The organism is Photobacterium sp. (genome assembly GCF_033720175.1).
Lineage (GTDB): Bacteria > Pseudomonadota > Gammaproteobacteria > Enterobacterales > Vibrionaceae > Photobacterium.
In genome coordinates, this window is record NZ_JAWWDA010000016.1 from 1 (window position 1) to 25,316 (window position 25,316).

The following is a 25,316-nucleotide window of genomic DNA, read 5'->3' on the forward strand; positions in this document are numbered from 1 at the left end:
GTCTCCCCATGTGAGAGTAGGTCATCGCCAGGCGCCCAATTGCTTTATGCTGAATAGACACTGCGGAGTGGTAGTTCAGTTGGTTAGAATACCGGCCTGTCACGCCGGGGGTCGCGGGTTCGAGTCCCGTCCACTCCGCCATTTATTTAGAGTCGTATGCTCTTTAAACTTATACGATAGGGGTGTAGCTCCAACTGGCAGAGCAGCGGATTCCAAATCCGCGTGTTGGGAGTTCGAATCTCTCCACCCCTGCCATTTTAGAAAGCCTCAGCAGAAATGCTGAGGCTTTTTTTGTATCTGATGTTTGGGGAAATTAACGGTTTTATGTCAACCCAAAGGCGAAAAGTGTATTTTGAACTTGTTGCTGTAGCTGATTACCGTTAGCATGCCTTTATTGTCACTGGTACCATGCTTGTGACGGGGGACGGAATTTCACCTTTAACCGCTCTTGTCGAGATGATGACTCCTGCTGTGGTTGGATTGCTCTCTATGGCAGGGCTATTGCTATGTTACCTATCCTAAGATATAAACCTGATATAGATAGGCTGGTATGGCTCATCCTCTAAGCGAAAATCCCAAAATTTTTGTCCATATTCTCAAGTGGACACTACTTATTATTCCTGTCGCAGTCATTGTTGGTTCACTCAATGCTTTCTTTCTCTGGATCTTGAGTTGGGCTACCACGACTCGAATCGACAATTCCTGGTTGATTTACTTATTACCCCTTGCCGGTATTGTGATTGTTTATTGTTATCGAAATTTTGGGAAAAACTCAGAAGGTGGTAATAACCTCATCATGGATGAAATCCATGAACCAGGAGCAGGTATTCCTACAAGAATGGGACCTCTGGTATTGATTACGACGGTGATCACTCATTTATTTGGGGGATCTGCGGGTCGGGAAGGTACGGCCGTTCAGATTGGCGGAGCAACAACGCATTGGCTGGCCCGAGTCTTTAAACTCAATGAATCTGACACTCGCTTGATCCTTATTGCAGGGGTGGCTGCAGGATTTGGTGCGGTATTCGGCACGCCATTAACCGGTGCAATCTTTGCGCTGGAAGTACTGGCTATCGGCCGCTTGAAGTTTGACGCGATTATTCCTGCCCTTTTTGCCGCTATTCTTGCCGATCTGGTGTGTAGTGCATGGGGAGCGCATCATACTCATTATCGGATTGACTTTTTAGAGACCATTACCTTGTTTGAGCAAGCGGTAAAAGTGGATATCTTTCTGATCGGAAAAATCATTTTAGCTTCGATAGCATTTGGTTTGGCTGGATACCTGTTTGGTGAGTTGACCCATGCCTTTAAAGATATCTTTAAAGCAACCCTGAAAAATCCATATCTTATTGTGGTGGTTGGGGGGCTGATCGTTATCGGTACTGTTCAGTTGATTGGCCATTATGATTATATCGGTCTCGGGGTCTATTCGAACCGAGAGGGTGGCGTCAGTATTCTCAGCGCATTCAATGAGGGTGGTGCTGAATGGTACAGCTGGTTGCTTAAGCTGTTACTGACAGCCATTACTTTGGCTGCTGGCTATAAAGGTGGGGAGGTGACTCCACTGTTCTTTGTTGGTGCCACATTAGGAAACACCATGGCCTGGGTAATGGGTGCGCCAGTTGATCTATTTGCCGCACTTGGCTTTTTGGCTGTATTTGCTGCGGCAACCAATACCCCGCTTGCCTGTACCATTATGGGCGTCGAGTTGTTTGGTGCAGACTATATGTTGTACTTTGCGATTGCCTGTTTTACAGCTTACTATTTTAGTGGTCATACTGGCATTTATTCCTCTCAACGGGTTGCTGTACCTAAGTTATTTGACTTAAAAGGTGCACCAAAAATCACCCATAAGTTAGGTGAGTTGCGTGAAACGCATTCATCTCTGCTAAAAGCAATAGTTAAAAAACACTCCGAATAATCGTAAGGCCGTACCATTGTGCGGCCTTAATTATTTTCACATGAGTTCGTCATTTTTTTTGTTTTGCCCTTGCTGTGATTTATTCCCTTCCCTATACTCTTTTCGAAACTTGTCGGAGTGCCAAATGGCTGAGACCGTATTACGGGATCCGTTGAACCTGATCAGGCTAATACCTGCGAAGGGAACAAGAGAATTCTTCTGCCTAGCTGCATTGATAGATACAACACATATTAATGCACAACTAGCGCACCGGATGATGCTGCACAGCCTTTGTGTACGCCTCTTGTTTACGCGCCAATCCGCCAAGCAATTTCCCCTATATCGATATTTTAGGAATTTGCTATGTCGAATCGCAAACAAGCGAGACTGGAAGCTAAACAATTTATAGATTCACTTACTGCTCAACCTTTTCCTAATTCCCGGAAGATTTATGTGCAAGGTAGCCGAGCTGATATTCAGGTGCCCATGCGCGAGATTGCTCTGTCTGCCAGCCTGGTTGGTGGAACGAAGAAAGATCCTATTCTTGAGCCCAACGAACCTATCCGTGTCTATGACACCTCCGGTTTTTATACCGATCCCAAGCAGCCTGTAAATATTTACGTTGGCTTAAATAAAATTCGTTCAGGCTGGATAGATGAGCGTGGTGACACTGAACAGTTAGGTGAGTTAAGTTCGAAATATACCAAAGAACGCTTATCTGACGATACACTGGACGATCTTCGTTTTTCCCAGCAAATACCCCCTCGTCGTGCCAAGCAAGGGCTATGTGTCACCCAGTTGCACTATGCACGAAAAGGCATTGTGACACCTGAGATGGAATACATTGCCATTCGTGAAAATATGGGGCGTGTCGAGTATCAAGATGGAGTGCTGAACCAACAGCACCCCGGCATTAGTTTTGGTGCCAACCTGCCTGCTGAAATTACGCCTGAGTTTGTGCGCCAGGAAGTGGCTGAAGGTCGTGCCATTATTCCTGCCAACATTAACCATCCTGAATCTGAACCGATGATCATTGGTCGTAACTTTCTGGTGAAAGTGAATGCCAATATTGGCAACTCCGCCGTCAGCTCTTCCATTGAAGAAGAAGTTGAAAAGCTAGTGTGGTCAACCCGCTGGGGCGGCGATACCGTGATGGATCTCTCTACCGGTCGTAATATTCATGAAACCCGTGAGTGGATCATCCGTAACAGTCCTGTGCCAATTGGTACGGTACCTATGTATCAGGCATTGGAAAAAGTGAATGGTATTGCTGAGAACCTGAACTGGGAAGTCTTCCGCGATACCTTGTTGGAACAAGCCGAGCAAGGGGTTGATTACTTCACAATTCATGCTGGTGTGTTGCTTCGTTATGTGCCGATGACGGCTAAACGAGTGACCGGCATTGTGTCACGTGGTGGCTCGATCATGGCGAAATGGTGTTTAGCACATCATGAAGAAAGCTTCCTCTATGTCCACTTCCGTGAAATCTGTGAAATCTGTGCGCAATACGATATTGCCCTTTCTTTAGGTGATGGCTTGCGTCCGGGCTCTGTTGCCGATGCGAATGATGAAGCGCAGTTTAGTGAGCTACGTACACTGGGTGAACTGACGAAAATTGCCTGGGAATATGATGTCCAGGTGATGATTGAAGGCCCGGGCCATGTCCCAATGCATATGATCAAAGAAAACATGGAAGAGCAGCTGAAGCATTGCCATGAAGCCCCTTTTTATACATTGGGTCCGCTCACGACAGATATCGCACCAGGTTATGATCATATTACCTCGGGAATTGGTGCTGCGGTCATTGGTTGGTATGGTTGCGCTATGCTGTGTTATGTCACTCCGAAAGAACACCTTGGTTTACCGAATAAAGACGACGTAAAAGTGGGTCTGATCACGTACAAGTTATGTGCGCATGCGGCAGACTTGGCTAAAGGCCATCCTGGTGCACAAGTCCGAGACAACGCTTTGTCAAAAGCGCGTTTTGAATTCCGCTGGGAAGATCAATTTAACCTGGGTTTAGATCCTGATACTGCTCGTGCATATCATGACGAAACCCTGCCTCAGGAATCGGGAAAAGTTGCGCATTTTTGCTCTATGTGCGGGCCTAAATTCTGTTCGATGAAGATCTCTCAGGAAGTACGTGATTACGCCAAAGGTCTTGAACAGGATGACGAGTTAGCGATCAAATTATTGAATGATCCATTGGCAGGCATGCAGCAAAAATCCGATGAGTTCCGTTCCCGAGGTAGTGAGTTATACCACCCTGCCCAAGAGGATAGTTAATGAGCTCTTTATGTTTACCCGATAGTTTAACACCGTTGCTAATGCATGTAGAACCGCTGCTGGCCACTGCTGATCAGTATCAGCTGGGTGAGTCTGTCAGTGTCAAGTTGAGCGATTCGGGTGCTGTAGAGATTCAAATGGAAGGGCGTCAGTTCAGTCTGGTATTTAATCAGGCTGATGCTGCTGTCGATGGCTACAGAGTGCTGGATCAGTGGTTAGCCCCTTATCCGACGTTGAGTGAGATGCAGCATAAGGTTGAGCTCGACCCGTCATTAGTGGTGTGTGACTTCCCTACGGATAAGGGCTGCGTTGATATCTGGCATCATAACGGTGAAGCTCGTGCGCTCTATTGTCACCATGCCGGCGCCAGTGATCCTCAGCGTGCAATGTTACTAACCGCCCTGGCGCTCGATTATCCGTTGGAAGATGCAGTGACTTTGGCGCGCGCGCATGCTCGAGGTTATCAGGAATCGAATCCCGATGGTTATGGTGAGATTAGCTGGCCAATGCGCCGTGAGTTGTTTCCCCGTCCATTAACGGCTAATCATCCGGAAATCGCCGAGTTAGGCTGGCGCAGCAAAGAAGTGGCGGTTGCTCCTTTTGCCGCGACGGATCCAAGTCAGTTGGCACTGTATCCGGTTGTCGATTCGGCAGAATGGGTAGAACGCTTACTCAAGTTGGATGTGAAAACCACCCAGCTGCGAATTAAAGATTCGCAATCGTCTGAGCTTGAAGATCAAATCCAGCGAATTGTTACCTTGGGCAATACTTATCATGCTCAGGTTTTTGTTAATGACTACTGGCAGTTGGCAATTAAGCATCACGCTTATGGCGTTCACCTTGGCCAGGAAGATTTAGATACTGCCGATCTGAGCGCGATTCAGCAGGCAGGCTTGCGACTTGGTATATCGACTCATGGCTATTTTGAGATCCTGCGAGCCGTGGAGTTTTCGCCGAGTTATATCGCACTGGGTCATATTTATCCTACCACGACCAAAGAGATGCCATCCAAGCCGCAAGGCCTGAATCGTCTGGCGCTGTATCAAAAATTGCTTGGCGATGCGTTCCCGACTGTGGCGATTGGCGGCATTGATTTATCTCGTGCGGAAAAAGTATGGCGTACCGGGGTCAGTAGTGTGGCTGTGGTCCGCGCAGTGACTCAGGCCGATGATAAAAAAGCGGCGATTGAGGCATTTAATCAATTATTGATCCGCCATGCTACAGGGGAACCGCTGGATGCTGAGTGAGCGGGAATTTGTACGCTACAGCCGTCAGATTATGTTGCCGGAAATCGGTGAACAAGGTCAGCAGTTATTGGCTCGTTCTCAGATTTTGTTAGTGGGAGCCGGAGGGCTGGGCTCTTCGGCGGCACTGTATCTGGCGGGAGCTGGCGTGGGAAATATGGTGATCGCCGATGACGACGAAGTCGACAGCTCAAACCTGCAGCGTCAGGTGATTTATCGCGATGCCCATCAAGGACAAAGCAAAGCCAAAATAGCGGCAGAGCAGATCCTGGCGCTTAACCCGCATATACGGGTGCGTGCAGTACAAGCCCGGTTAGCCAGTCAGCGTCTGGCGATGGAAGTGGATCTGGCTGACGTTATTTTAGATTGCAGCGACAACCTGCCTACTCGATATGCGGTGAATCGGGCCTGTTTTTCTGCGGGTAAGCCTCTGATCTCAGGCGCAGCCATTCGCTGGCAAGGGCAGTTGATGGCATTTGATTTCAGGCACAAACAAGGGCCGTGTTATCACTGCCTGTTCCCTGCGCAATCCGATGCACCACCAGAGCCACAGAATTGCAGCCATTCAGGTATTGCCGGTCCGATTGTCGGCATGATGGGAACGATGCAGGCACTGGAAACGATTAAGTGTATTACCGGGGCGGGACAAGTCGCCTTTGCTTCGTTGCAGCAATTTGACGGTCTGACAATGGCCTGGCAACGATTTAACCTTACCCGGGATAAGCAGTGTCCTGTTTGTCGTCCGGGTAGTGATAAAAGAGAGCAGGATTCTAATGACAACCAATAACCCGATACTGAATGACGTGAAGATCCCGATCTGGGTGAATGATAAGCCGGTAGATTGCTCATCAGAGCAAAGTCTTACAGCGTTGCTGACGACTCTGGAAATGCCACTGAAAGCCACTGCACTCGCTTTAAACGACGAGATCGTTGCACGCAGTGAATGGGACAGCACACGATTAAGTGCTGGTGATCGAATTGCTTTGTTTCAAGCCATTGCCGGAGGTTAAATGCTAACTATTGCGGATAAAACATTTGCTTCACGTCTTTTTACCGGCACCGGTAAATATGCCAATAGTCAGACAATGGCTGATTCTATCATTATCTCTGAATCTGAGTTAGTGACGATGGCGCTGAAGCGGGTCGACATTGATAACCGTGACGATGATATTCTGGCTCCGTTGATCAAAGCGGGCGTGAATTTACTGCCGAACACCTCAGGAGCAAAAAATGCCCAAGAGGCCATTTTTGCCGCCAAGCTTGCCCGTGAAGCGCTGGGAACCAATTGGCTGAAACTGGAGATTCATCCGGACCCCAAGTATTTAATGCCGGATCCGATTGAAACACTGATAGCGGCAGAGCAACTGGTACGAGATGGCTTTATCGTTCTGCCATATTGCCATGCCGATCCGGTGTTATGTAAGCGCCTGGAAGAAGTGGGTTGTGCCGCGGTGATGCCGTTAGGTGCACCGATTGGTTCCAACAAAGGGCTGGTTTCGCGTGATTTTCTTGAAATTATCATCGATCAGGCCCGGGTGCCGGTGATTGTTGATGCGGGGATCGGTGCTCCCTCCCATGCAGCCGAAGCGATGGAGATGGGTGCTGATGCGGTTCTGGTGAATACCGCAATTGCTGCCGCTGCCGATCCGGTTGCGATGGGCAAAGCCTTCAAGCTTGCCGTTGAAAGTGGGCGGTTGGCTTATGAAGCGGGCTTGGCGGGTACGGTTAATCATGCGATAGCTTCAAGCCCTTTAACGGCTTTCTTAGATCAAAGCGCATAAGGGGAGCCGCATGAGCTATGTTGATGTCTGGAAGCAGCTTGATTGGGATGATGTGCGCTTATCTATCTACAGTAAAACGGCGGCAGATGTAGAGCGAGCGTTACGTAAATCTAAACGTGATCTGGACGATTTCAAAGCACTTATTTCACCGGCGGCCGAACCGTACCTCGAGCAGATGGCACAACAATCGGCGGCATTAACGCGGAAGCGTTTCGGTCATACAATATCGTTTTATGTCCCGCTGTATTTGTCGAATTTGTGTGCGAATGCCTGTACCTATTGCGGCTTTTCGATGGAGAATCGGATCAAGCGGCGTACCTTGGCTATCGAAGAGATCGAGCTTGAGTGCCAGGCAATCAAGGCAATGAACTTTGACAGTGTGCTGTTGGTAACGGGTGAGCATGAGCGCAAAGTGGGAATGGAATACTTCCGTAAAACGGTACCGACGATAAAACAGCAGTTCAGTTATTTGGCGATGGAAGTACAGCCGCTGGAACAACATGAATATGCCGAGCTGAAAACCTTAGGCTTAGATGCGGTGATGGTGTATCAGGAAACCTACAGCGCCCCAACCTATGTCAAGCACCATTTGCGTGGTAATAAGATGGATTTTGAATATCGGCTGGCCACCCCAGATCGCCTGGCAAAAGCGGGGATAGATAAAATCGGTATTGGGGCTTTGATTGGTTTGGAAGAATGGAGGACTGATTGTTTCTTTGCGGCCAGCCATCTCGATTATCTTGAGCGTACGTATTGGCAAACGCGTTACTCGATTTCTTTTCCGCGCTTACGGCCCTGTGAAGGCGGTTTACAACCGAAATCGGTAATGAGTGATCGCCAATTGGTTCAGCTGATTTGTGCTTATCGGATGTTTAATCCGCACGTGGAGTTATCACTGTCGACCCGGGAATCCCCCGAATTTCGAGATAATGTGCTGCCTTTAGGCGTGACCAGCATGTCGGCCGGGTCGAAAACACAACCTGGCGGATATGCCAGTGATGAGCCGGAGCTAGAGCAGTTCTCTATCAGTGATGATCGTTCGGTGGCAGACGTTGCGGCGGCAGTGAAGCAACACGGATTTGAAGTGGTGTGGAAGGACTGGCACCATGCCTATTCCGGCTGAAAAGTGACTATTTGGGTTGAAATAAAAACTCCCGCGCTCGAGAAGAGGGCGGGAGTTTTATGTTTTAGGTACCTGACGCATTGAAGTCAGGTCGTCATTTCTGGTGTTAGCGTTTAAGTGGTGCTGTTGCCTGCGCTAACCACGCCAAATCATCTCCTTCCAGTGACGGGCTGATCACGGTGAAGACGGTGCGGTGATAATTGTTGAGCCATGCCAGTTCAATATCGTCAAGCAGGCTAAGGTCAATCAGGCGACGATCGATCGGAGCACGGGTCAGGGATTCAAAGCCCATCACGGTCATATCACCTTGCGTTGCCACTTCTACTACCAGCTCCAGGTTTTCGATACGGATCCCGAAGGCGTCAGCACGGTAGTAACCCGGCTCATTAGACAGCACCATGCCCGGAAGCAGTGCGGTTGGGTTGTATACTTTCGCAATGCGTTGCGGACCTTCATGCACGCTCAAGAAATGCCCCACCCCGTGACCGGTGCCATGGTCGTAGTCGAAGCCATGCGCCCACAGGTGCTGGCGAGCAAGTGCATCAAGTTGTGAGCCGGTTGTACCTTTCGGAAAACGTGCCGAAGCAAGAGCAATATGCCCCTTCAGTACCAGTGTAAACGCCTGTTTTACTTCATCGCCGGGCTGACCGATGGCAATGGTGCGGGTGATATCCGTTGTGCCGTCCGGATACTGGCCGCCTGAATCGACCAGATAGACATTATCCATTTCCAGCGTGCTCGGCTCTGGCTGGTTTAAGTGATTGTAGTGGCACATTGCCGCATTGCCGCCGGCAGCAGAAATGGTATCAAAACTCACATCACTGCAGCTGGTATCCTGGACGCGGAACTGCCATAACGTGTCAGATAGTGTGCCTTCATCGAGTAAATTACCCGCTGCTACCTGCGAATCAACCCATGCCAGGAACTTAGACACAGCCACACCATCACGGATGTGACACGCTTTCATCCCGGCAACTTCGGTTGGATTTTTGGCGGCTTTCGGTAGTGAGCAAGGATCAGCGGCTTCGATAATATTGGCTCCCGCAGCACGTAAGACCTGATCAGCCCAAGCGTTACTCGTTGCCGGATCAACCAGAACGTGCTTGCCGCTCAGTGCTTGTAAACCGGCTTCTAAGACATCTGGCTGATGGGTACGGACACCTTCGCCCACATGCCCTGAAAATTCAGCTGGCAGACGAGCAGGGTCGATATAAAAATCGACGCTGGCATCGGCATGGATAATAGCGGTCGAGAGCAATACCGGCAGGCTTGGTACGTCACTGCCACGGATATTCAGTAACCAGGCAATACTGTCTACCTGAGTCAGTAATGCCGCTTCGGCTTTCTGTTTTATCAGCTCTGCGGCAATTTTATTGCGCTTGTCATGGCTGCTCTGGCCGACAAAGTCCAGGCCCATCAATTTGGCATCAGACAGTGTCGCCGCCGGGCGGTCATGCCATAGCGTATCGATTGGATTCGCATCAATACAGACCAGCTCTAATACTCCGGCAAGGCTTTCTGTTGTGCGTGTTAGCCATGCGCCGCTGTGCAGGCGGGCATCAACGGCCACTTTGCTGCCAACGGCAAGGTTATCCAGGGTCCACTGAACCGGTGGCTCTTCAATCAGATGGCGATATTCAAAGACTTCCCCCGGGACTTGTTTACGAACCTGCACCACATAGCGGCCATCAACAAAGACAGCGGCGTTGTCGCGGGTGATCACCGCCATACCGGCAGAGCCGGTAAAGCCTGTCGCCCAGAGCAGACGTTCGTTGTGAGCGGGGATGTACTCGCCCAGATATTCATCTTCATGAGGAATGAGCAATGCGTCGAGCTGATTGTCAGTCAGCCATTGGCGAATTTGCTCAACACGTTGTGAGATAACTGCTTGCATGTTTTGAGGTTCCTTGTGTATGCCACCGTCCGTGTGACGGAATGAATGCCAACCTGAATAAGTCAAGACAAGGTCGGTATCACCGAGACTTATTGCCATGCACTGAGTTGTTCAGGCTGATCACATTACGGTATCGCTTTTGCTGGCTGGCTGCAATTAAGAGGCGGATAAATCACCACAGCGGCTGATTATTATTTGACGTAACCAGCTATGTCCCGGATCTTTTTCCTGGTGCTGATGCCAGAATAACGTATAAGCCATAGCAGGCAGCTCGAACGGTAAAGGCACGACCACCAAGTCGAGCTGGGCGGCAATATAGTTGGCAAAATGACTGGGAGCGGTAAACACCAGATCGGTGTGGGTACAGAGGCTGGCCGCACTATTGAAGTCTGGCACATATATCGCGATGTCTCTTTTCAGGCCGAGATCCGCCAGCTTGTAATCGAGTAACCAGCGATCACTACCGTCACAGCGCACCTGTATATGGCGCTGGCGCAGGTAATTATCCTGATCCCATCGCTGGTCTAAGAGCGGATGATCCTTACGTACAATGCAGCGCTGGGTATCCCGGTGGAGTTCCTGCCACACGATATCTTTGGGCGGCATTAAGGTGAGCATGGCATCTTTGGGATTGAGATCTTTGCCGGTCACGCCGAAATCAACTTCCCCGCGTTGCAGTTTGCTGAAGGTACTGGGATCCCAAGACTGGGTATCTAAAATGATATTAGGGCCTTTAGTGAAAACTTCGCTGAGAAATTGCGGCAGTAATAGCGGGTAAGCACTTTCCACTAAAGCCATTTTGAAATGGCGATCACTGCTTTGTGGCATAAATTCGATCGGTGCCGCCAGTTGTTCGATATCCCGCAGCAGTTGTTCTAAGAGCGGTAACAGGGCTTGTGCCCGTGGTGTCGGCTTGAGGCCGTGGGATGAGCGGAGAAACAGGGGATCATGAAACTGTTCACGCAGACGCGTCAGGCTTTTGCTGACCGCCGACTGGCTCAGATGCAACCGCTTGGCGGCGAGGGTGACACTGCATTCTTCTAGCAGTACATGAAGACAAACCAGTAGATTGAGATCAAGCCGGGCAAGCTTTTCAAATGACACGGTGCACCTCTGCTAACAGTGATATTCCAAAGTGGAAATTCTGGTTTGAATATAAACCATTTCTATTCATATCACTAAAGCCTTAGACTGCCGCTGTCATTTAATAGGAAAGTCACATGCAACCAGAAACATCAGCAGTCAGTCAGCAGACTGCCGCAACAGGAACAAGATTAGTCGCCTTAATGGTGGTCCTTGTTTTATTCAGCCCGCTTGCTATCGATATTTATCTGCCAGCGCTTCCTGCGATGGCGGAGACATTTGCGGTCGATATAACCCGGGTGCAAGATACCGTTACCTGGTTCATGTTCAGTCTTGGCTTGGGCCAGCTGCTAGCCGGCCCGCTGGCAGATCGTTTGGGCCGACGTCCGATTGCTTTGGGTGGTGTAACCATTTATGCCCTGAGTGCAGCGATGGCGTACTGGGCAAAAACATTGGATTTATTGCTGGTGGCGCGTCTGCTGCAGGGCTTGGGTGCCTGTGCAACGTCGGTCGCCGCCTTTGCTGCTGTGCGTGACAGTTTCGGTCCGGAACGCAGCGGCCGTATGATCAGCTACCTCAATGGTGCAATTTGCTTTATCCCGGCCTTGGCTCCGATCTTAGGTTCATGGTTAACCTATGAGTTTGGCTGGCGGTCTAATTTCAGTTTCATGGCAGGTTTTGCGCTGGTCGCGGGTAGCTTCATTGCTCTTTGTTTTAAAGAAACCCGACCGGCAGACACCAATACTGATGGTGCAATGATCAGCCTGGATCGTTACATGTCAGTGCTGCGTGAGCCGACATTTTTGTTCCACGCCACGCTTTGCATGCTGTCAATGGCGGTGGTCCTGGCTTTTGTCACATCAGCGCCGGTCTGGCTGATGATCGAGTTGGGTCTGGATATGGGGCAGTTTACCCTATGGTTCGGAGTCAATGCGACATTGAACATCCTGGCTTGTATGATCGCACCAAAATACATGGATAAATTCGGTACCCGCCAAACATTGAGCACTGGCTTGATTTTACTCGTTATCTCCGGTGCTGCGATGCTGGCATTCAGCAGTATTTCGCAAGCCTGGGCCTTTATGGTTCCCATTTTCATGTGCTCATTTGGCTTTGCATTTGTACTGGGCTCATCGGCGGGTAAGGCGCTGGCACCTTTCGGTGACCGTGCCGGGACTGCCGCAGCCTTGCTTGGCCTGTTTCAGATGAGCGGGGCCGGCATGATGGTAAGTCTGACTCAGCGGTTGGATCTTACCCCGCCCATGCTGCTGACCTTCCAGATGTGGTTACTGATCCCAGGACTGTTGATTCTATGGTCGAAGCTGGGTCATCGGTGGCATGGCGCAGTGCCTGCCCGTTAACAAAATTTATAACTAGACGCCTTTTATCCCTAGAGGCGCTGGGTCTCGACAACCCTGCTATTCGTTTAGCCTGTCACATCAGTGACAGGCTTTTTTTATAACCATTCATCGGATTGCTCATTAACGAAATAGCGGCAAGCGGAACAGTTATAAAAGGAGCTAAGCGACAGGGCTACTTTTTGTCATTTTACCTTTCCATTGCTGGATTAGCAGGCCGCAGACGATCAGGACTAAACCCACTAACGTTGAGGGGTGGATCTCTTCGCCAATAATTGTGGCCAGCAGCAGCAGGGAAATGAACGGCGAGATAAAAATGAGATTACTGATGCGTGCAGTATTGTTAGTCAGGCGCAGCGCATTCAGCCACAGCACGAAAGTGATCCCCATTTCGAACAGACCGACATAGCTTACGGCTAACCAGCCTTGCCATGGCACGGAGTCCCAGCTACCGGAATAAAAGCTCAGGCCGATGGAGAATGGCAGCGAAAGCAAAAAGCCCAGCAAGACACCTAACACCGGATCGGCTTGGTTCTTCGTATTTAAGATCCAGTACATCGCCCATAGCAGGGTCGAAAACAGTGCCAGTGCGACGCCCAGAGGGTTGTCAAACTGCAACGCCACCACATCCCCTTTCGTCGCGATAATGACCACCCCCAGGTAGCCGCATGCGCAGGCAATCCAGTCCTGTCGACGGATTTTCTGACCTAAGAAAATCGCGGCCATCAAGGTCAGCGTGATGGCCCAGCTGTAATTAAGTGGCTGAGCCTGAGAGGCCGGCAGCAGCTCATAGGCTTTAAACAACACCAGGTAATAGGCAAATGGGTTAATGAGGCCAAGCGCCAGGTAATAGAGCGGGCGAGCCGCAAACGTACGACCTAACAGATGCAGTTTACCTTGCCAGAAAGCGATAAGGGTTAGCATGACAGCCGACACAATACTGGCGGCGACCATCATCTGGATGGGAGTGAAATAGTCCAGGGTGATCTTAAAGGCGGTCGCTACCGTCGACCAAAGCAGAACTGCAGCTAATCCATACCCAAGCGCATGACGTTCGTTCATTGTTTACCCATTAATAAGCCGTGAAGCCTCCCGCTCACCACGAGTCGGGCCGCAACAACAGCATGTAAAAAGAAGTCAGATATTCATCATAAAGAGCGCTAGTCTATTCGATTGTTTTTCGCACGACCAGCGCACAGGAGGCGATGCTGTGACGATCAGCCCAATCATGATGGACAATTCTGCCGGCGGGTTATCAAGGGCTCCTGATGGGTCGATAATCACTGGACATTCATCCAGTATCCACTTAGCCTTTGAACTCGTAATTTCTACTTTTTCCGGTTTAAAAATATTTCAGGTTTAACAATAATGATGACTGAATGGCTTAGCGGTGGTGCTTTGGTTGCATTCGCCACCCTTTCAGGAGCAACGATTGCCAGTGTGATCACTGGATTGTGGATGAGAGGGCGTTTGCAGCAGCAAGCCCAATTATTTCAGCAGCAGATTGAGTCCGATAGGCGGTTGGCGCAAAGCCGTGAACAACAATTGCAAGAGGTCCTGGCGGAACGTAACCAGGATCTTGATGGCCTGGATATCGAGCGTGACCGTCTGACCGGTGAACTGCGCCAGATGCATGCGCGTCTGGCTGCCGCATTAGAGAAAATGCGTTATTTTGAAACGCTGAAGACAGAAAAACAGTACCTGACCGAGCAACTGGAAAACGCCCGTTCAGCTAATGCCGGGTTAGAAGCCGACTTACGCGAACAGCATGCTCGCCATGTTGAAGAGCAAAAAGCGGGGGAAGAAAAAATAGCGCTGCTGGAAAACGCAGAGGAACGCTTACGGGTGCAGTTTGAAAGCTTAGCCAACCGTCTGTTTGAACAGAAGACCCGAACCGTGGATGAACAGAACAAATTGAGTCTGGAAAGCTTGCTAAACCCGTTGAAGGAACAGCTTGACGGGTTCAAAAAACAAGTTACCGACAGTTTCAGCCAGGAAGCCCGCGAACGGCATACTCTGGTGCATGAAATTAATAACCTTAAGCAGCTCAATGAACAGATGGCACTGGAAGCGGTCAACCTGACCCAGGCACTCAAGGGCGATAATAAAGCACAGGGTAACTGGGGAGAGGTGGTGTTGGCCCGGGTGCTGAGCGAATCAGGGTTGCGCGAAGGCCATGAATATCAGACTCAGGTGAATCTGGACAATGGCGCCGGGAAGCGTTATCAGCCTGATGTGGTAGTGCATTTACCGCAAGAAAAAGACGTGGTGGTTGACGCCAAAATGTCACTGGTGGCTTATGAGCGTTTCTTTAATGCCGAGACGGCGGCCGAGCGTGATCTGGCGATGGGGGATCATGTCGCCTCTGTCCGTGCTCATCTTCGCGGCTTAAGTCGCAAAGATTACCATCAGCTGCATGGGGTACAGAGTCTTGACTATGTCCTGATGTTTATTCCGGTTGAGCCGGCCTTTCAGGCAGCAATAGCCGCTGACCCGAGCCTGATCCGCGATGCCATGGATCTCAATATCATGCTGGTCAGCCCGACCACCTTGCTGGTTGCCCTAAGGACGATCAATAACCTATGGCGTAATGAAAAACAAAACCAGAACGCCAAGGAGATCGCAGATCGGGCCAGCAAGCTGTATGACAAATTACGCTTGTTTGTTGCTGACATGGAAGCGGTGGGGGGCTCCTTGGAAAAAGCCAGCCAGAGCTATCAGGGCGCTATGAATAAGCTCAGTACCGGACGGGGAAATATGATCCGCCAGGCTGAGGGTTTTAAGCTGCTAGGAGTGGAAGTCAAGCGCGATATCAGTCCGGGGCTGGTTGAAAAAGCCGAGGCCGTGCTGAGCGAACGAAAGGACGTTGAGCGTCAGGAGTGCGTTGCCGCAAATGATTTGCCGTAGTGCTTTGAGCAAACCGTGACCATCAAGTACACTAAGCAAGTTGTTTACACATATAAACATGACGGATATAGCATGACGGATATCACACAAGATACGACCCATTTTGGCTATCGTACCGTAGCCAAGGAAGATAAAGCGAACCTGGTCGCGGAAGTTTTTCATTCTGTAGCCGCGAAATACGACATCATGAACGACATGATGTCGCTGGGCATTCACCGGGTATGGAAGCGCTTTACCATTGATTGCAGTGGGGTTCGCAGTGGTCAGCGCGTGCTTGATTTGGGCGGCGGTACGGGTGATTTAACCGCGAAGTTTTCTCGTATTGTGGGTGAGGATGGCCAGGTCGTTCTGGCTGATATTAACAATTCGATGCTGAAAGTGGGCCGTAGCAAGCTTCGTGATAGCGGCATTGTCGGGAATGTCGCCTACGTGCAGGCTAATGCCGAAGAGTTGCCTTTCCCCGATGATTACTTTGATTGCATTACGATCAGCTTCTGTCTACGTAACGTTACCGATAAAGATAAAGCGCTGCGTTCGATGTTCCGGGTCTTAAAACCGGGCGGCCGGCTGTTAGTGCTAGAGTTTTCAAAGCCGATTCTGGAGCCGTTATCCAAATTGTATGATGCCTACTCTTTCCACTTGCTGCCAAAAATGGGCGAAATCATTGCCAACGATGGTGACAGTTATCGCTATCTGGCTGAGTCTATCCGCATGCACCCGGATCAGGAAACGCTGAAAGGGATGATGGAAGACGTAGGCTTCGAGCAAACCACTTACCACAACCTGACGGGTGGTATTGTGGCGTTGCACCGCGGTTTTAAGTTCTGAGGACGCTATGTCATTTGATGCCTTTGTCACTGGCGCGGTCGAAACCTCGCTGAATAAACTGTTAAAAGACGATCCAGACAGCCTGCGTCGTCTTGCTCGCTTGCGCGGTAAAGTGATCAGCGTAACCATCAATGAATTTGGCAAAAAGCTGATTTTCATTTTCAGTCAGCAGATCGATGTACTGGCCGCTTATGAAGGCGATGTGGATTGTCAGTTAGCGCTGAATCTGAGTGTGCTGCCTGAGCTACGCCGGAAAGCCAACCTTACCCGGTTAATTAAAGCCGATAAACTGGCGGTGGAGGGTGATATTCAACTGGCACAACAGTTTTCCACTTTACTCAGTGGCTTGAAGCCTGATTTCGAAGAAAAACTGTCGCATTACACCGGTGATATTGTTGCTCACACTGTCGTGGACGGGGCTAAATCCGGGATACGTTTTATTCAGCGCGGGGTCGAGCGTTGCCAGCGTGATTTGGCAGAAGTGATCACCGAGGAATGGAAATTGGTACCCCAGGCATTAGAAGTCGCCTATTTTGCCGATCAAGTCGACGACTTGAAATCTGATTGTGCGCGTCTTGAAGCACGATTTAATCAGCTGCTAGAGCAATAACCGGCCATGATAACTCTCTCTGATTGTAAACGTCTGTATCAAATCACCGAAGTCCAGCTTCGCTACGGTCTTGATGATTTATTGCCTGACGACCCCCGGATTAAAGTGCCGAAGATGGCACGCAAATCGTTGTTCTGGATTAAAAACCAGCATTCAGAAAAGCCATTGGGCGAGCGCCTGCGTCTGGCGCTGCAGGAGCTCGGGCCGGTCTGGATAAAGTTTGGTCAGATGATGTCGACCCGGCGGGATCTGTTTCCACCACATATCGCCGATCAGCTTGCCTTGCTTCAGGATCAGGTTGCTCCCTTTGACGGTAAGCTGGCCAAAACACACATGGAGCAGGCACTTGGAGGCTCGCTGGAAACCTGGTTTGATCATTTTGATGAAACCCCGCTGGCGTCGGCATCGATTGCCCAGGTACATACGGCAACGTTAAAAGAAAACGGCCGTGAAATTGTCCTGAAAGTGATCCGTCCTGATATCTTGCCGGTGATTAAGGCCGATATCAGGCTGATGTACCGCATGGCCCGCACCGTATCGCGCTTTTTGCCGGAGGCGCGTCGGTTACGCCCGGTTGAAGTGGTGCGTGAATATGAAAAAACGCTGCTCGATGAGCTGGATATGATGCGAGAGGCGGCGAATAGCATTCAGCTGAGGCGCAACTTTGAAGACAGCGATATGCTTTATGTGCCTGAGATGTTTACCGATTACAGCAGCAAAAACCTGCTGGTAATGGAACGCATTTATGGTATTCCTGTTTCTGATGTGGAAACGCTGAAAGCGAACGGCACTGACATGAAATTATTGTCAGAAAATGCGGTCACCGTTTTCTTTACCCAGGTGTTCCGTGATAGCTTCTTTCATGCAGATATGCACCCGGGGAATATTTTTGTTTCTTATGATAATCCGGCCAGCCCGCAGTGGATCGCTTTGGACTGTGGTATTGTCGGCACCCTGAACCGGGAAGACAAGCGCTACCTGGCTGAAAACCTGCTGGCATTCTTTCACCGCGACTACCGTAAAGTGGCTGAATTGCACGTCGATTCAGGCTGGGTACCGCAAGATACCAATGTCGACGAGTTTGAAGTTGCCATACGTACCGTCTGTGAGCCTATTTTTGAGAAGCCGCTGTGCGAGATATCTTTCGGTCACGTACTGCTGAATTTGTTTAATACCGCCCGCCGCTTCAATATGGAAGTGCAGCCACAGTTGGTATTGCTGCAGAAAACGCTACTGTACGTTGAAGGGCTGGGTCGTCAGCTGTATCCGCAGCTCGATCTGTGGGATACCGCGAAGCCATTCCTGGAGGACTGGATGTCGCGCCAGGTCGGGCCACAAGCTATCGTGGAAGCGATAAAGAATAAGACCCCGTACTGGGCAGAAAAGTTACCTGAATTACCCGAATTACTGTACGACAGTTTGCGCCAGGGCAAGGCAATGAACCAACGTATCGATAAACTTTATGATAATTTCATGGAGAGTCGGCGTTACCAGGGCCTTGCAAGGTTCTATTTAGGTATTGGCGCGACTCTGGTGGTATGTTCTGCCATACTTTTTAGTAATCACATTGACACTATCCCGGCGGTCTCTGCCGTTACAGGGGTCACGTTTTGGTTACTCGGGTGGCGTGCTTGTCGCAAATAGCGGTTAAGGTATACTCCTGAACATTATTTATTTGTTATTAACTAAATTATTAGTCAATAACCACAAAGAGCTGAGGTAAAACAAGCATGGGTGGTATCAGTATCTGGCAATTGCTAATTATTGCACTGATCATTGTTCTTTTGTTCGGAACTAAGAAACTTCGTAGCCTGGGTGGTGATCTGGGCTCGGCGGTGAAAGGGTTTAAAAAAGCGATAGGCGATGACGAGACGGCTGCAAAAAAAGACAGTACCGACGCTGACTTCGATCAGAAGACACTGTCTGATGAGCAGAAAGGCGATCCGGTTCAGAAGAACCAAAAAGACAAAGAGCAGGTTTAACGCGTGTTTGATATCGGGTTCTGGGAGTTAATACTGATCTCGGTGGTGGGATTAGTAGTACTGGGGCCGGAGCGTCTTCCCGTCGCGATCCGTACGGTTTCGCAATGGGTCGGCGCTGCTCGTAACATGGCAAACTCGGTGAAGGATGAATTGTCGCAGGAACTGAAAATTCAGGAGCTGCAAGACAACCTGAAAAAAGCCGAGCAAATGGGGATGAAGGATTTATCACCTGAACTGCGTGATTCTGTGGCAGAGCTGAAAAAAGCCGCCGCAGATGTGCAGCGTCCCTATGCTGAGAAAAGCGAGCAAACCTCAGCAACAACTTCTCAAAAGCAGGAATAAAATACATCACTATGTCGACAGTCGAAGATACGCAACCGCTATTTAGCCATTTGATTGAGCTGCGGAACCGGTTATTGCGTTCTATTTTGAGTGTAATCGTGGTTTTTCTTGGTTTGGTTTGGTTTGCGAATGACATTTATGTTTTCTTGTCTGCGCCTTTGGTAGAACGTCTACCGGAAGGGGCAACCATGATTGCAACCGATGTGGCATCACCTTTCTTTACGCCAATAAAACTTACCCTGGTTACCTCGGTGTTTGTTGCTGTACCAATGATTTTGTATCAGGTCTGGGGCTTTATTGCGCCGGGGCTCTACAAGCATGAGCGTAAGCTGATCATGCCACTGCTGTTTTCCAGCTCTTTGCTGTTTTACGGCGGTGTGTCATTTGCGTATTTTGTCGTATTTCCTTTGGTGTTTGGTTTTTTTACCAATATCGCGCCGGAAGGTGTGCAGGTCGCGACAGATATTGCCAGTTATCTCGACTTCGTGCTGGCGCTGTTTATGGCGTTTGGCATTGCCTTTGAGATCCCTGTCGCCATCATCTTGTTATGCTGGACGGGGGCAACTGACCCGGAAAGCCTAAGACAAAAGCGTCCTTACATTGTGGTGGCTGCTTTTGTGGTGGGGATGATGCTGACACCGCCTGACATTATCTCGCAGACGTTGCTGGCGATACCAATGTGCCTATTGTTTGAAGTGGGCCTGTTCTTCTCGCGGTTTTATGTTCGCAGCGAAGAAGAGCACGCCGATCAGCATGAAGAATAATGGCCTGCCAGAGCAGTGATATCTTGTGATAAAAAAACCGGCCGAGAGCCGGTTTTTGTTTATAAAGCTGCTATCCATATGTCGGCTCTTGACCGAAACTGCGGTGAGTTGAATCGCGATGAATGGTAAGGCGTTGCAGAGTAATCTGAAAAAACGGATGAAGTAAGATGATTGATATTGGCGTTAACCTGACCAACAGCCGATTTGATAAAGACCGTGCCGAGGTCATCTCGCGTGCTCAGGCCGCAGGCGTCAAAGGGTTGGTCCTGACCGGGACCAGCATTGAAGAAAGCCTGCAGGCACAGGTGATGGCGCAGCAGTGGCCACGGTATTGCTACAGTACGGCAGGGGTTCACCCCCATGATGCGAAAACGGTCTCGGATTTATCTCTGCCGCCGATCCGGGCGTTAGCATTAACCCCGCAAGTGGTCGCAATCGGTGAGTGCGGGCTGGATTTTAATCGTGATTTTTCCCCTCGGCTGCAGCAGGAAGCCGTATTTGAAGCGCAGCTGGCGCTAGCTGCAGAATTGAAGATGCCGATCTTTATGCATTGCCGTGATGCTCATGAACGTTTTATGGCGATATTAAAGCCGTGGCGAGACAAGTTACCTGCCGCGGTACTGCACTGCTTCACCGGTAGCGAACAAGAGCTGAAAGAGTGCCTGGCGCTGGATCTGCATATTGGGATCACGGGCTGGGTATGTGATGAGCGCCGTGGCACCGAGCTCCGTGACATTATCCGCCTCATCCCCGATGACCGCCTGATGATTGAAACGGATTGTCCTTATTTATTGCCTCGTGACTATCGGCCTAAGCCGAAATCAAGCCGCAATGAGCCTCGGTATCTGCCTCATATTGCCCGCGTAATTGCACAGTGCCGGGGGCAGGAAGCCTCTGATGTAATGCTAAATTCTTGTGCTACATCGCAGGCATTTTTTGGAATTGGATCACCCGAACCACAGTGACGGTGGTATTATCGAATCATTGAAAAAGTGAATTAACTCATACAAGGAGTATGCAGTGTCTGTATCTATCCAGGGCGCGTTTCCGGCACGCCGTATGCGTCGTATGCGTAAGCATGACTTTAGCCGCCGTTTAATGGCAGAGAACCAGATTTCTGTTAATGATCTGATTTATCCGATGTTTATTCTGATGGGTAAAAACCGTCGTGAAACCGTTGAATCCATGCCGGGTATCGAGCGCCTGTCTATCGACCTGATGCTGCAGGAAGCACAATACCTGTCCAAGCTCGGTGTACCGGCGATTGCCCTGTTCCCGGTGGTTTCCCAAGATGCCAAGAGTATCGGTGCCGATGAAGCCTACAACCCCGAAGGTCTGGTACAGCGTGCTGTACGTTTGCTGAAAGAGAATGTGCCGCAAATAGGGGTGATCACCGATGTAGCGTTAGACCCGTTCACCATTCATGGTCAGGACGGCATTATTGATGAAAGCGGTTATGTCATAAATGACGTCACGACCGAGGTATTGATTAAGCAGGCATTGTCACATGCCGAAGCAGGGGCTGATGTGGTGGCACCCTCTGACATGATGGATGGCCGGATCGGTGCGATCCGTGAAGCACTGGAAGAGGCGGGTTACATTCACACCCAGATCATGGCGTATTCGGCGAAATATGCCTCGAATTACTATGGCCCGTTCCGTGATGCGGTCGGATCGGCAGGCAACCTGAAGGGAGGGGATAAGAAAACCTACCAGATGGATCCGGCTAACAGTGATGAAGCATTGCACGAAGTGGCGATGGACGTCAGTGAGGGGGCGGATATGGTGATGGTGAAACCAGGAATGCCCTATCTAGATGTCGTACGCAGGGTGAAGACAGAACTTCAAGTCCCGACTTTTGCGTATCAGGTTTCCGGTGAGTATGCGATGCATATGGCCGCGATTCAGAACGGCTGGCTGAAAGAGCGCGAGACCGTGATGGAATCGCTGATGTGCTTTAAGCGTGCCGGTGCAGACGGCATTCTGACTTATTTTGCAAAATCAGTTGCCCAGTGGCTGGCCGAAGATGCGGCTGCCCGTAAGGCTGACGCCGACGCTTGTACTGAATAAATTGGTACTCGCCGGCTGAGCCATCACAGAGGCGGGAATAATCATTCTCGCCTTCTATGGCTTTACATTGCGGTTGATCGGATTTTGCAATGAAATCAGGGTTTCCGTTGATTGTACTTCATCAATCGCCTGCAGTTTGTCGATCAGTACATATTGCAACTCTTCAATAGAATGGCACATCAGTTTCACAAAAATATTGTAAGCCCCGGTGGTGTAATAGGCTTCGACCACCTCGTCCAGTTCATTCAGTTTGGCGAGGGCAGAGTGGTAGTCACGGGCGGCGTTAAGGTTAATGCCGATAAAGCAGCAAACGTCGTAACCAAGCAGTTTAGGATTCACAACCACCTCTGTGCCGGTGATGATTTTTGATGCGCGCATTTTTTCGACCCGGACATGCACTGTGGCCGGGCTGACATTGAAACGTTTGGCCATTTCCGCATAAGGGATCCGGGCGTCATTCATTAGGGCGTTGAGAATATCGCGGTCTAAGTCATCAATGCGTGGTGGCTGGGTCATGGTTTTGCTTAATCCATTGTTTATACATAACTGCTCATATCTTATACTGAGCACGATTTGTAAAGATAACAAAAAAGTAGACTTGTTAGCACTGTTAACCTTGATAGGTTCAAGTTATTTCAAAATCCTAATAAACAGGACACGCTGAACGTTTTATGCGATTTATATTTTTATTGCTATTAGGATTGTTCGTTACGCCATCTTTCGCCTTTCCTCAAAACTCCTTAATTACTCATCGCGGAGAAGATTACGACAATGTGATTGCCGCGAGCGACGATCATGCTTTGTGGCAAGTGGAACAGCCTGCTGGCCAGATCGGTGATACCCCGGTGACCATTGGTGGCACGAATGATGACAAGGCCAAGAGCTGGATGGAGCGCAACCACCAAGAATTTCGTGCGCTCAGTGTGGCGATTATTGTCATGGGAACCATTATCATCTTGCTGGTGTTAATGATCCGCCGGCAACGCAAAAGTGAGCAGCAACTACAACAAAGTCAGGCTCTGTTTGAAGGAGTGTTCGATCAGAGCTTTCAGTACATCGGTATTTTAGATGGCAACGGGGTGCTGGTTTCCGGAAACCTGGCGCTGCAGAGCCTGTTAGGGCGCAATATCATTAAGTATGATCGGCCATTGTGGCATTGGCGTTGCTGGGGGAAGGATGTCGCCGTTCGGCTTAACCAGGCTTTTCTGTCGGCCCAGCAAGGTCAGATTGTTCGTTTTGAAGCCCAGGTCCACAGTACTGATGACGGTAAGCGGATGCTTGATCTGTCGATAAAGAGCATGCCTGCCACAATCGGGGACAGCGGGCAGATGTTGCTGGAGGCCAGGGATGTCACTTCCCGCCAGCTGATGGCAGAGAAGCTGCGTGAACGAGAAGTGAGTTACAGCTTACTGTATGAGCAGCAGCCCGTCATTCTGCTGGCCATTGACAGCCAGGCGCGGATCCAGTCGGTCAACCAGTTTGCGGCGGATCTGCTGGGTTACCCCAAGCGCGACTTATTAGGCCATAAAGTCACTGACTTTTATCTCGATGCTGAACCGCTGCCACAACAGTTTATTGCTAGCGCCCAGGCCTGTGATGATCAGATGGTCTGGCGTCGCCAGCTGCGCTATAAGTGTGCCGATGGAGAGTCGGTCTGGATCCGTGAAACGATTCGCCACACCCAGTCAAAAGTGCAATTACTGCTGGTGGGAGAAGATATTACCTCAACGAGAGAGCTTGAGGCGAAGCTCAAGTATCAGGCTTGTCATGACTACCTGACCGATCTGTTTAACCGCAATTATTTCGAAACGGAGCTGGAAGAAGGATTGACGGAGGTGCGGGACAGCGGTGTGCGCCACGCAATGTTCTACATCGATCTCGATCAGTTCAAGGTGATTAATGATACCGCGGGCCATGAGGCGGGCGATGAAGCGTTGAAGCAAGTGGCATTATTGCTTCAGGGCATTACGCCAGAGAAAGCCACTTTAGCCCGCTTAGGCGGTGATGAGTTTGCCATTATTCTCCGCCACTGCAGTCCCGATGAAGCCGTTAAATTTGGCTATGATATCCTCCTCCTACTCGAAGAGGCTGAGTTTTTCTGGCAAAACACCCGATTCAGCTTGAGTTGCTCGCTGGGGATCCGCTTGATTGATGAGACGGCAGGATCACCGCAGCAGGTACATGCCCAGGCTGATACGGCTTGTTATGCGGCGAAAGACGAAGGACGAAACCGCCTTCACCTTTATCACCCTGATGATAAAGAGTTAAAGCGCCGCGAGCTGGAGATGCAATATGTCAATCATATTCACAAGGCGTTAGCGGAAAAACGTTTTGAACTTTATGCCCAGCAGATTGCGCCTATGGCGAGTGGTTCGAAAAAGCAGCATTATGAGATCCTGGTCAGAATGCGTAACAGTGATGGCTCTATGGTCTCTCCGGGCCTGTTCATACCCGCCGCTGAGCGTTATAACCTGGCGCATTTAATTGATCGTTATGTGGTACAGGAAGTGATTGCGTGGCTGAGGGCGAATCCTGATGCGGTCGCGCAGCTCGAACTGTGTGCGATAAACCTTTCCGGGCAGTCGATGGGCAACCGTGATTTTGTGAACTTCCTGATTGAAAAGATCCGCACATCGGGCCTGCCAACCGAGAAACTGTGTCTGGAAATAACCGAAACAGCGGCAATTGGTAATATGAGCGAAGCGATCCAGCTCTTTACCCAATTGAAAGCACTCGGATGCCAGATCTCTCTGGACGACTTTGGATCGGGCTTATCCTCGTTTGGTTATCTTAAGCGCATGCCGGTCGATATCATTAAAATTGATGGTATGTTTGTCCGTGATATCGCTGACGATGAAATGGATTTTGCCATGGTGAAAGCGATAAATGAGCTGGCAAAAAAAATGGGTAAAAAGACGGTCGCGGAGTTTGTTGAAAACGAAGCGATTTTAACCCGGCTTCAGAGCCTGGGGGTCGATTATGCGCAGGGATACTATTTTGGCAAACCGAAGCCGCTGGCGGAACTGGTAGCGGAATTGAGCCAAGCCGAGCTGACGGTGGTATAATCGCGCGCCTCATATTCAAGGGCATCGTTATCGGGCTGTTAGTGATGTTGATATGGGGAGGAGTTTGTCTTTTTTGAAC

The 25,316-nt window shown here is 50.0% G+C and carries 22 protein-coding genes, 2 tRNA genes and 2 riboswitches; of the genes, 20 read left to right on the forward strand and 4 right to left on the reverse strand.

Annotated features, from left to right (window positions below; all coding sequences use genetic code 11):
• The first annotated feature begins 64 nt into the window (after positions 1-64).
• From R3289_RS16425 to thiH, 9 genes are all read left to right on the forward strand, one after another.
• Positions 65-141 (forward strand) — tRNA-Asp (locus R3289_RS16425).
• 37 nt (positions 142-178) lie between these two features.
• Positions 179-255 (forward strand) — tRNA-Trp (locus R3289_RS16430).
• A 156-nt stretch (positions 256-411) separates the two neighbouring features.
• Positions 412-476, forward strand: a riboswitch (Fluoride riboswitch).
• A 74-nt stretch (positions 477-550) separates the two neighbouring features.
• A complete protein-coding gene (locus R3289_RS16435) occupies positions 551-1,921 on the forward strand; it encodes a voltage-gated chloride channel family protein (protein ID WP_318926774.1) in 1,371 nt (456 codons plus the stop codon).
• Positions 1,922-2,024: 103 nt separating this feature from the next.
• A riboswitch (TPP riboswitch) is annotated at positions 2,025-2,122 on the forward strand.
• Between the two features lie 141 nt (positions 2,123-2,263).
• Positions 2,264-4,186: a phosphomethylpyrimidine synthase ThiC gene (gene thiC / locus R3289_RS16440; protein ID WP_318926775.1), complete on the forward strand. Its 1,923-nt coding sequence runs from the start codon at positions 2,264-2,266 to the stop codon at positions 4,184-4,186.
• Positions 4,186-5,433 carry a thiamine phosphate synthase gene (thiE, locus tag R3289_RS16445; RefSeq protein ID WP_318926776.1) on the forward strand — a complete coding sequence of 416 codons (1,248 nt, stop codon included), beginning with the start codon at positions 4,186-4,188 and terminating at the stop codon, positions 5,431-5,433. Before thiC ends, thiE begins: the two co-directional genes overlap by 1 nt.
• Positions 5,423-6,217 (forward strand): HesA/MoeB/ThiF family protein, encoded by a 795-nt coding sequence (locus tag R3289_RS16450; protein ID WP_318926859.1) that lies wholly within the window; start codon positions 5,423-5,425, stop codon positions 6,215-6,217. The genes thiE and R3289_RS16450 overlap by 11 nt, the downstream gene beginning before the upstream one ends.
• On the forward strand, positions 6,204-6,440 hold the full coding sequence (gene thiS / locus R3289_RS16455; protein WP_318926777.1) for a sulfur carrier protein ThiS: 237 nt from the start codon (positions 6,204-6,206) through the stop codon (positions 6,438-6,440). Before R3289_RS16450 ends, thiS begins: the two co-directional genes overlap by 14 nt.
• Entirely contained in the window at positions 6,441-7,211 is a 771-nt protein-coding gene (locus R3289_RS16460) for a thiazole synthase (protein WP_318926778.1), read from the forward strand.
• A 10-nt stretch (positions 7,212-7,221) separates the two neighbouring features.
• The gene (thiH, locus tag R3289_RS16465) at positions 7,222-8,334 is read left to right on the forward strand and encodes a 2-iminoacetate synthase ThiH (RefSeq protein WP_318926779.1); all 1,113 of its coding nucleotides are present in this window, start codon (positions 7,222-7,224) and stop codon (positions 8,332-8,334) included.
• Positions 8,335-8,440: 106 nt separating this feature from the next.
• Here the strand turns inward: thiH and R3289_RS16470 are convergent, their stop codons facing one another.
• Together R3289_RS16470 and R3289_RS16475 are read right to left on the reverse strand one after the other, a co-directional pair.
• Positions 8,441-10,228: an aminopeptidase P family protein gene (locus R3289_RS16470; RefSeq protein WP_318926780.1), complete on the reverse strand. Its 1,788-nt coding sequence runs from the start codon at positions 10,226-10,228 to the stop codon at positions 8,441-8,443.
• A gap of 156 nt (positions 10,229-10,384) precedes the next feature.
• A complete protein-coding gene (locus tag R3289_RS16475; protein ID WP_318926781.1) occupies positions 10,385-11,332 on the reverse strand; it encodes a LysR substrate-binding domain-containing protein in 948 nt (315 codons plus the stop codon).
• A 116-nt stretch (positions 11,333-11,448) separates the two neighbouring features.
• Between R3289_RS16475 and R3289_RS16480 the strand changes: the two genes are divergently transcribed.
• A complete protein-coding gene (locus tag R3289_RS16480) occupies positions 11,449-12,672 on the forward strand; it encodes a multidrug effflux MFS transporter (RefSeq protein WP_318926782.1) in 1,224 nt (407 codons plus the stop codon).
• 159 nt (positions 12,673-12,831) lie between these two features.
• On the opposite strand, the gene R3289_RS16485 is transcribed toward R3289_RS16480, so the two are convergent.
• Positions 12,832-13,731: a DMT family transporter gene (locus tag R3289_RS16485; protein ID WP_318926783.1), complete on the reverse strand. Its 900-nt coding sequence runs from the start codon at positions 13,729-13,731 to the stop codon at positions 12,832-12,834.
• 309 nt (positions 13,732-14,040) lie between these two features.
• Between R3289_RS16485 and rmuC the strand changes: the two genes are divergently transcribed.
• From rmuC to hemB, 9 genes are all read left to right on the forward strand, one after another.
• Positions 14,041-15,576, forward strand: a complete 1,536-nt coding sequence (gene rmuC / locus R3289_RS16490) for a DNA recombination protein RmuC (protein ID WP_318926860.1) — start codon at positions 14,041-14,043, stop codon at positions 15,574-15,576.
• Positions 15,577-15,648: 72 nt separating this feature from the next.
• The gene (gene ubiE, locus R3289_RS16495; protein ID WP_318926784.1) at positions 15,649-16,404 is read left to right on the forward strand and encodes a bifunctional demethylmenaquinone methyltransferase/2-methoxy-6-polyprenyl-1,4-benzoquinol methylase UbiE; all 756 of its coding nucleotides are present in this window, start codon (positions 15,649-15,651) and stop codon (positions 16,402-16,404) included.
• Between the two features lie 7 nt (positions 16,405-16,411).
• Positions 16,412-17,014, forward strand: a complete 603-nt coding sequence (locus R3289_RS16500) for an SCP2 domain-containing protein (RefSeq protein ID WP_318926785.1) — start codon at positions 16,412-16,414, stop codon at positions 17,012-17,014.
• 6 nt (positions 17,015-17,020) lie between these two features.
• The gene (gene ubiB, locus R3289_RS16505) at positions 17,021-18,658 is read left to right on the forward strand and encodes a ubiquinone biosynthesis regulatory protein kinase UbiB (protein WP_318926786.1); all 1,638 of its coding nucleotides are present in this window, start codon (positions 17,021-17,023) and stop codon (positions 18,656-18,658) included.
• 86 nt (positions 18,659-18,744) lie between these two features.
• Positions 18,745-18,996, forward strand: a complete 252-nt coding sequence (tatA, locus tag R3289_RS16510; RefSeq protein ID WP_318926787.1) for a Sec-independent protein translocase subunit TatA — start codon at positions 18,745-18,747, stop codon at positions 18,994-18,996.
• 3 nt (positions 18,997-18,999) lie between these two features.
• The gene (gene tatB, locus R3289_RS16515) at positions 19,000-19,338 is read left to right on the forward strand and encodes a Sec-independent protein translocase protein TatB (RefSeq protein WP_318926788.1); all 339 of its coding nucleotides are present in this window, start codon (positions 19,000-19,002) and stop codon (positions 19,336-19,338) included.
• Positions 19,339-19,349: 11 nt separating this feature from the next.
• Entirely contained in the window at positions 19,350-20,102 is a 753-nt protein-coding gene (gene tatC, locus R3289_RS16520; protein WP_318926789.1) for a Sec-independent protein translocase subunit TatC, read from the forward strand.
• 167 nt (positions 20,103-20,269) lie between these two features.
• Complete coding sequence (gene tatD, locus R3289_RS16525; protein WP_318926790.1) at positions 20,270-21,067, forward strand: 3'-5' ssDNA/RNA exonuclease TatD; 798 nt, start codon at positions 20,270-20,272, stop codon at positions 21,065-21,067.
• A 55-nt stretch (positions 21,068-21,122) separates the two neighbouring features.
• Complete coding sequence (gene hemB, locus R3289_RS16530) at positions 21,123-22,172, forward strand: porphobilinogen synthase (protein WP_318926791.1); 1,050 nt, start codon at positions 21,123-21,125, stop codon at positions 22,170-22,172.
• A gap of 54 nt (positions 22,173-22,226) precedes the next feature.
• Here hemB and asnC read toward each other — a convergent pair whose 3' ends face one another.
• Complete coding sequence (gene asnC, locus R3289_RS16535) at positions 22,227-22,688, reverse strand: transcriptional regulator AsnC (protein WP_318926792.1); 462 nt, start codon at positions 22,686-22,688, stop codon at positions 22,227-22,229.
• Between the two features lie 155 nt (positions 22,689-22,843).
• On the opposite strand from asnC, the gene R3289_RS16540 reads away from it, so the two are divergent.
• Positions 22,844-25,237: a putative bifunctional diguanylate cyclase/phosphodiesterase gene (locus R3289_RS16540; protein WP_318926793.1), complete on the forward strand. Its 2,394-nt coding sequence runs from the start codon at positions 22,844-22,846 to the stop codon at positions 25,235-25,237.
• The last annotated feature ends 79 nt before the right edge of the window (positions 25,238-25,316 follow it).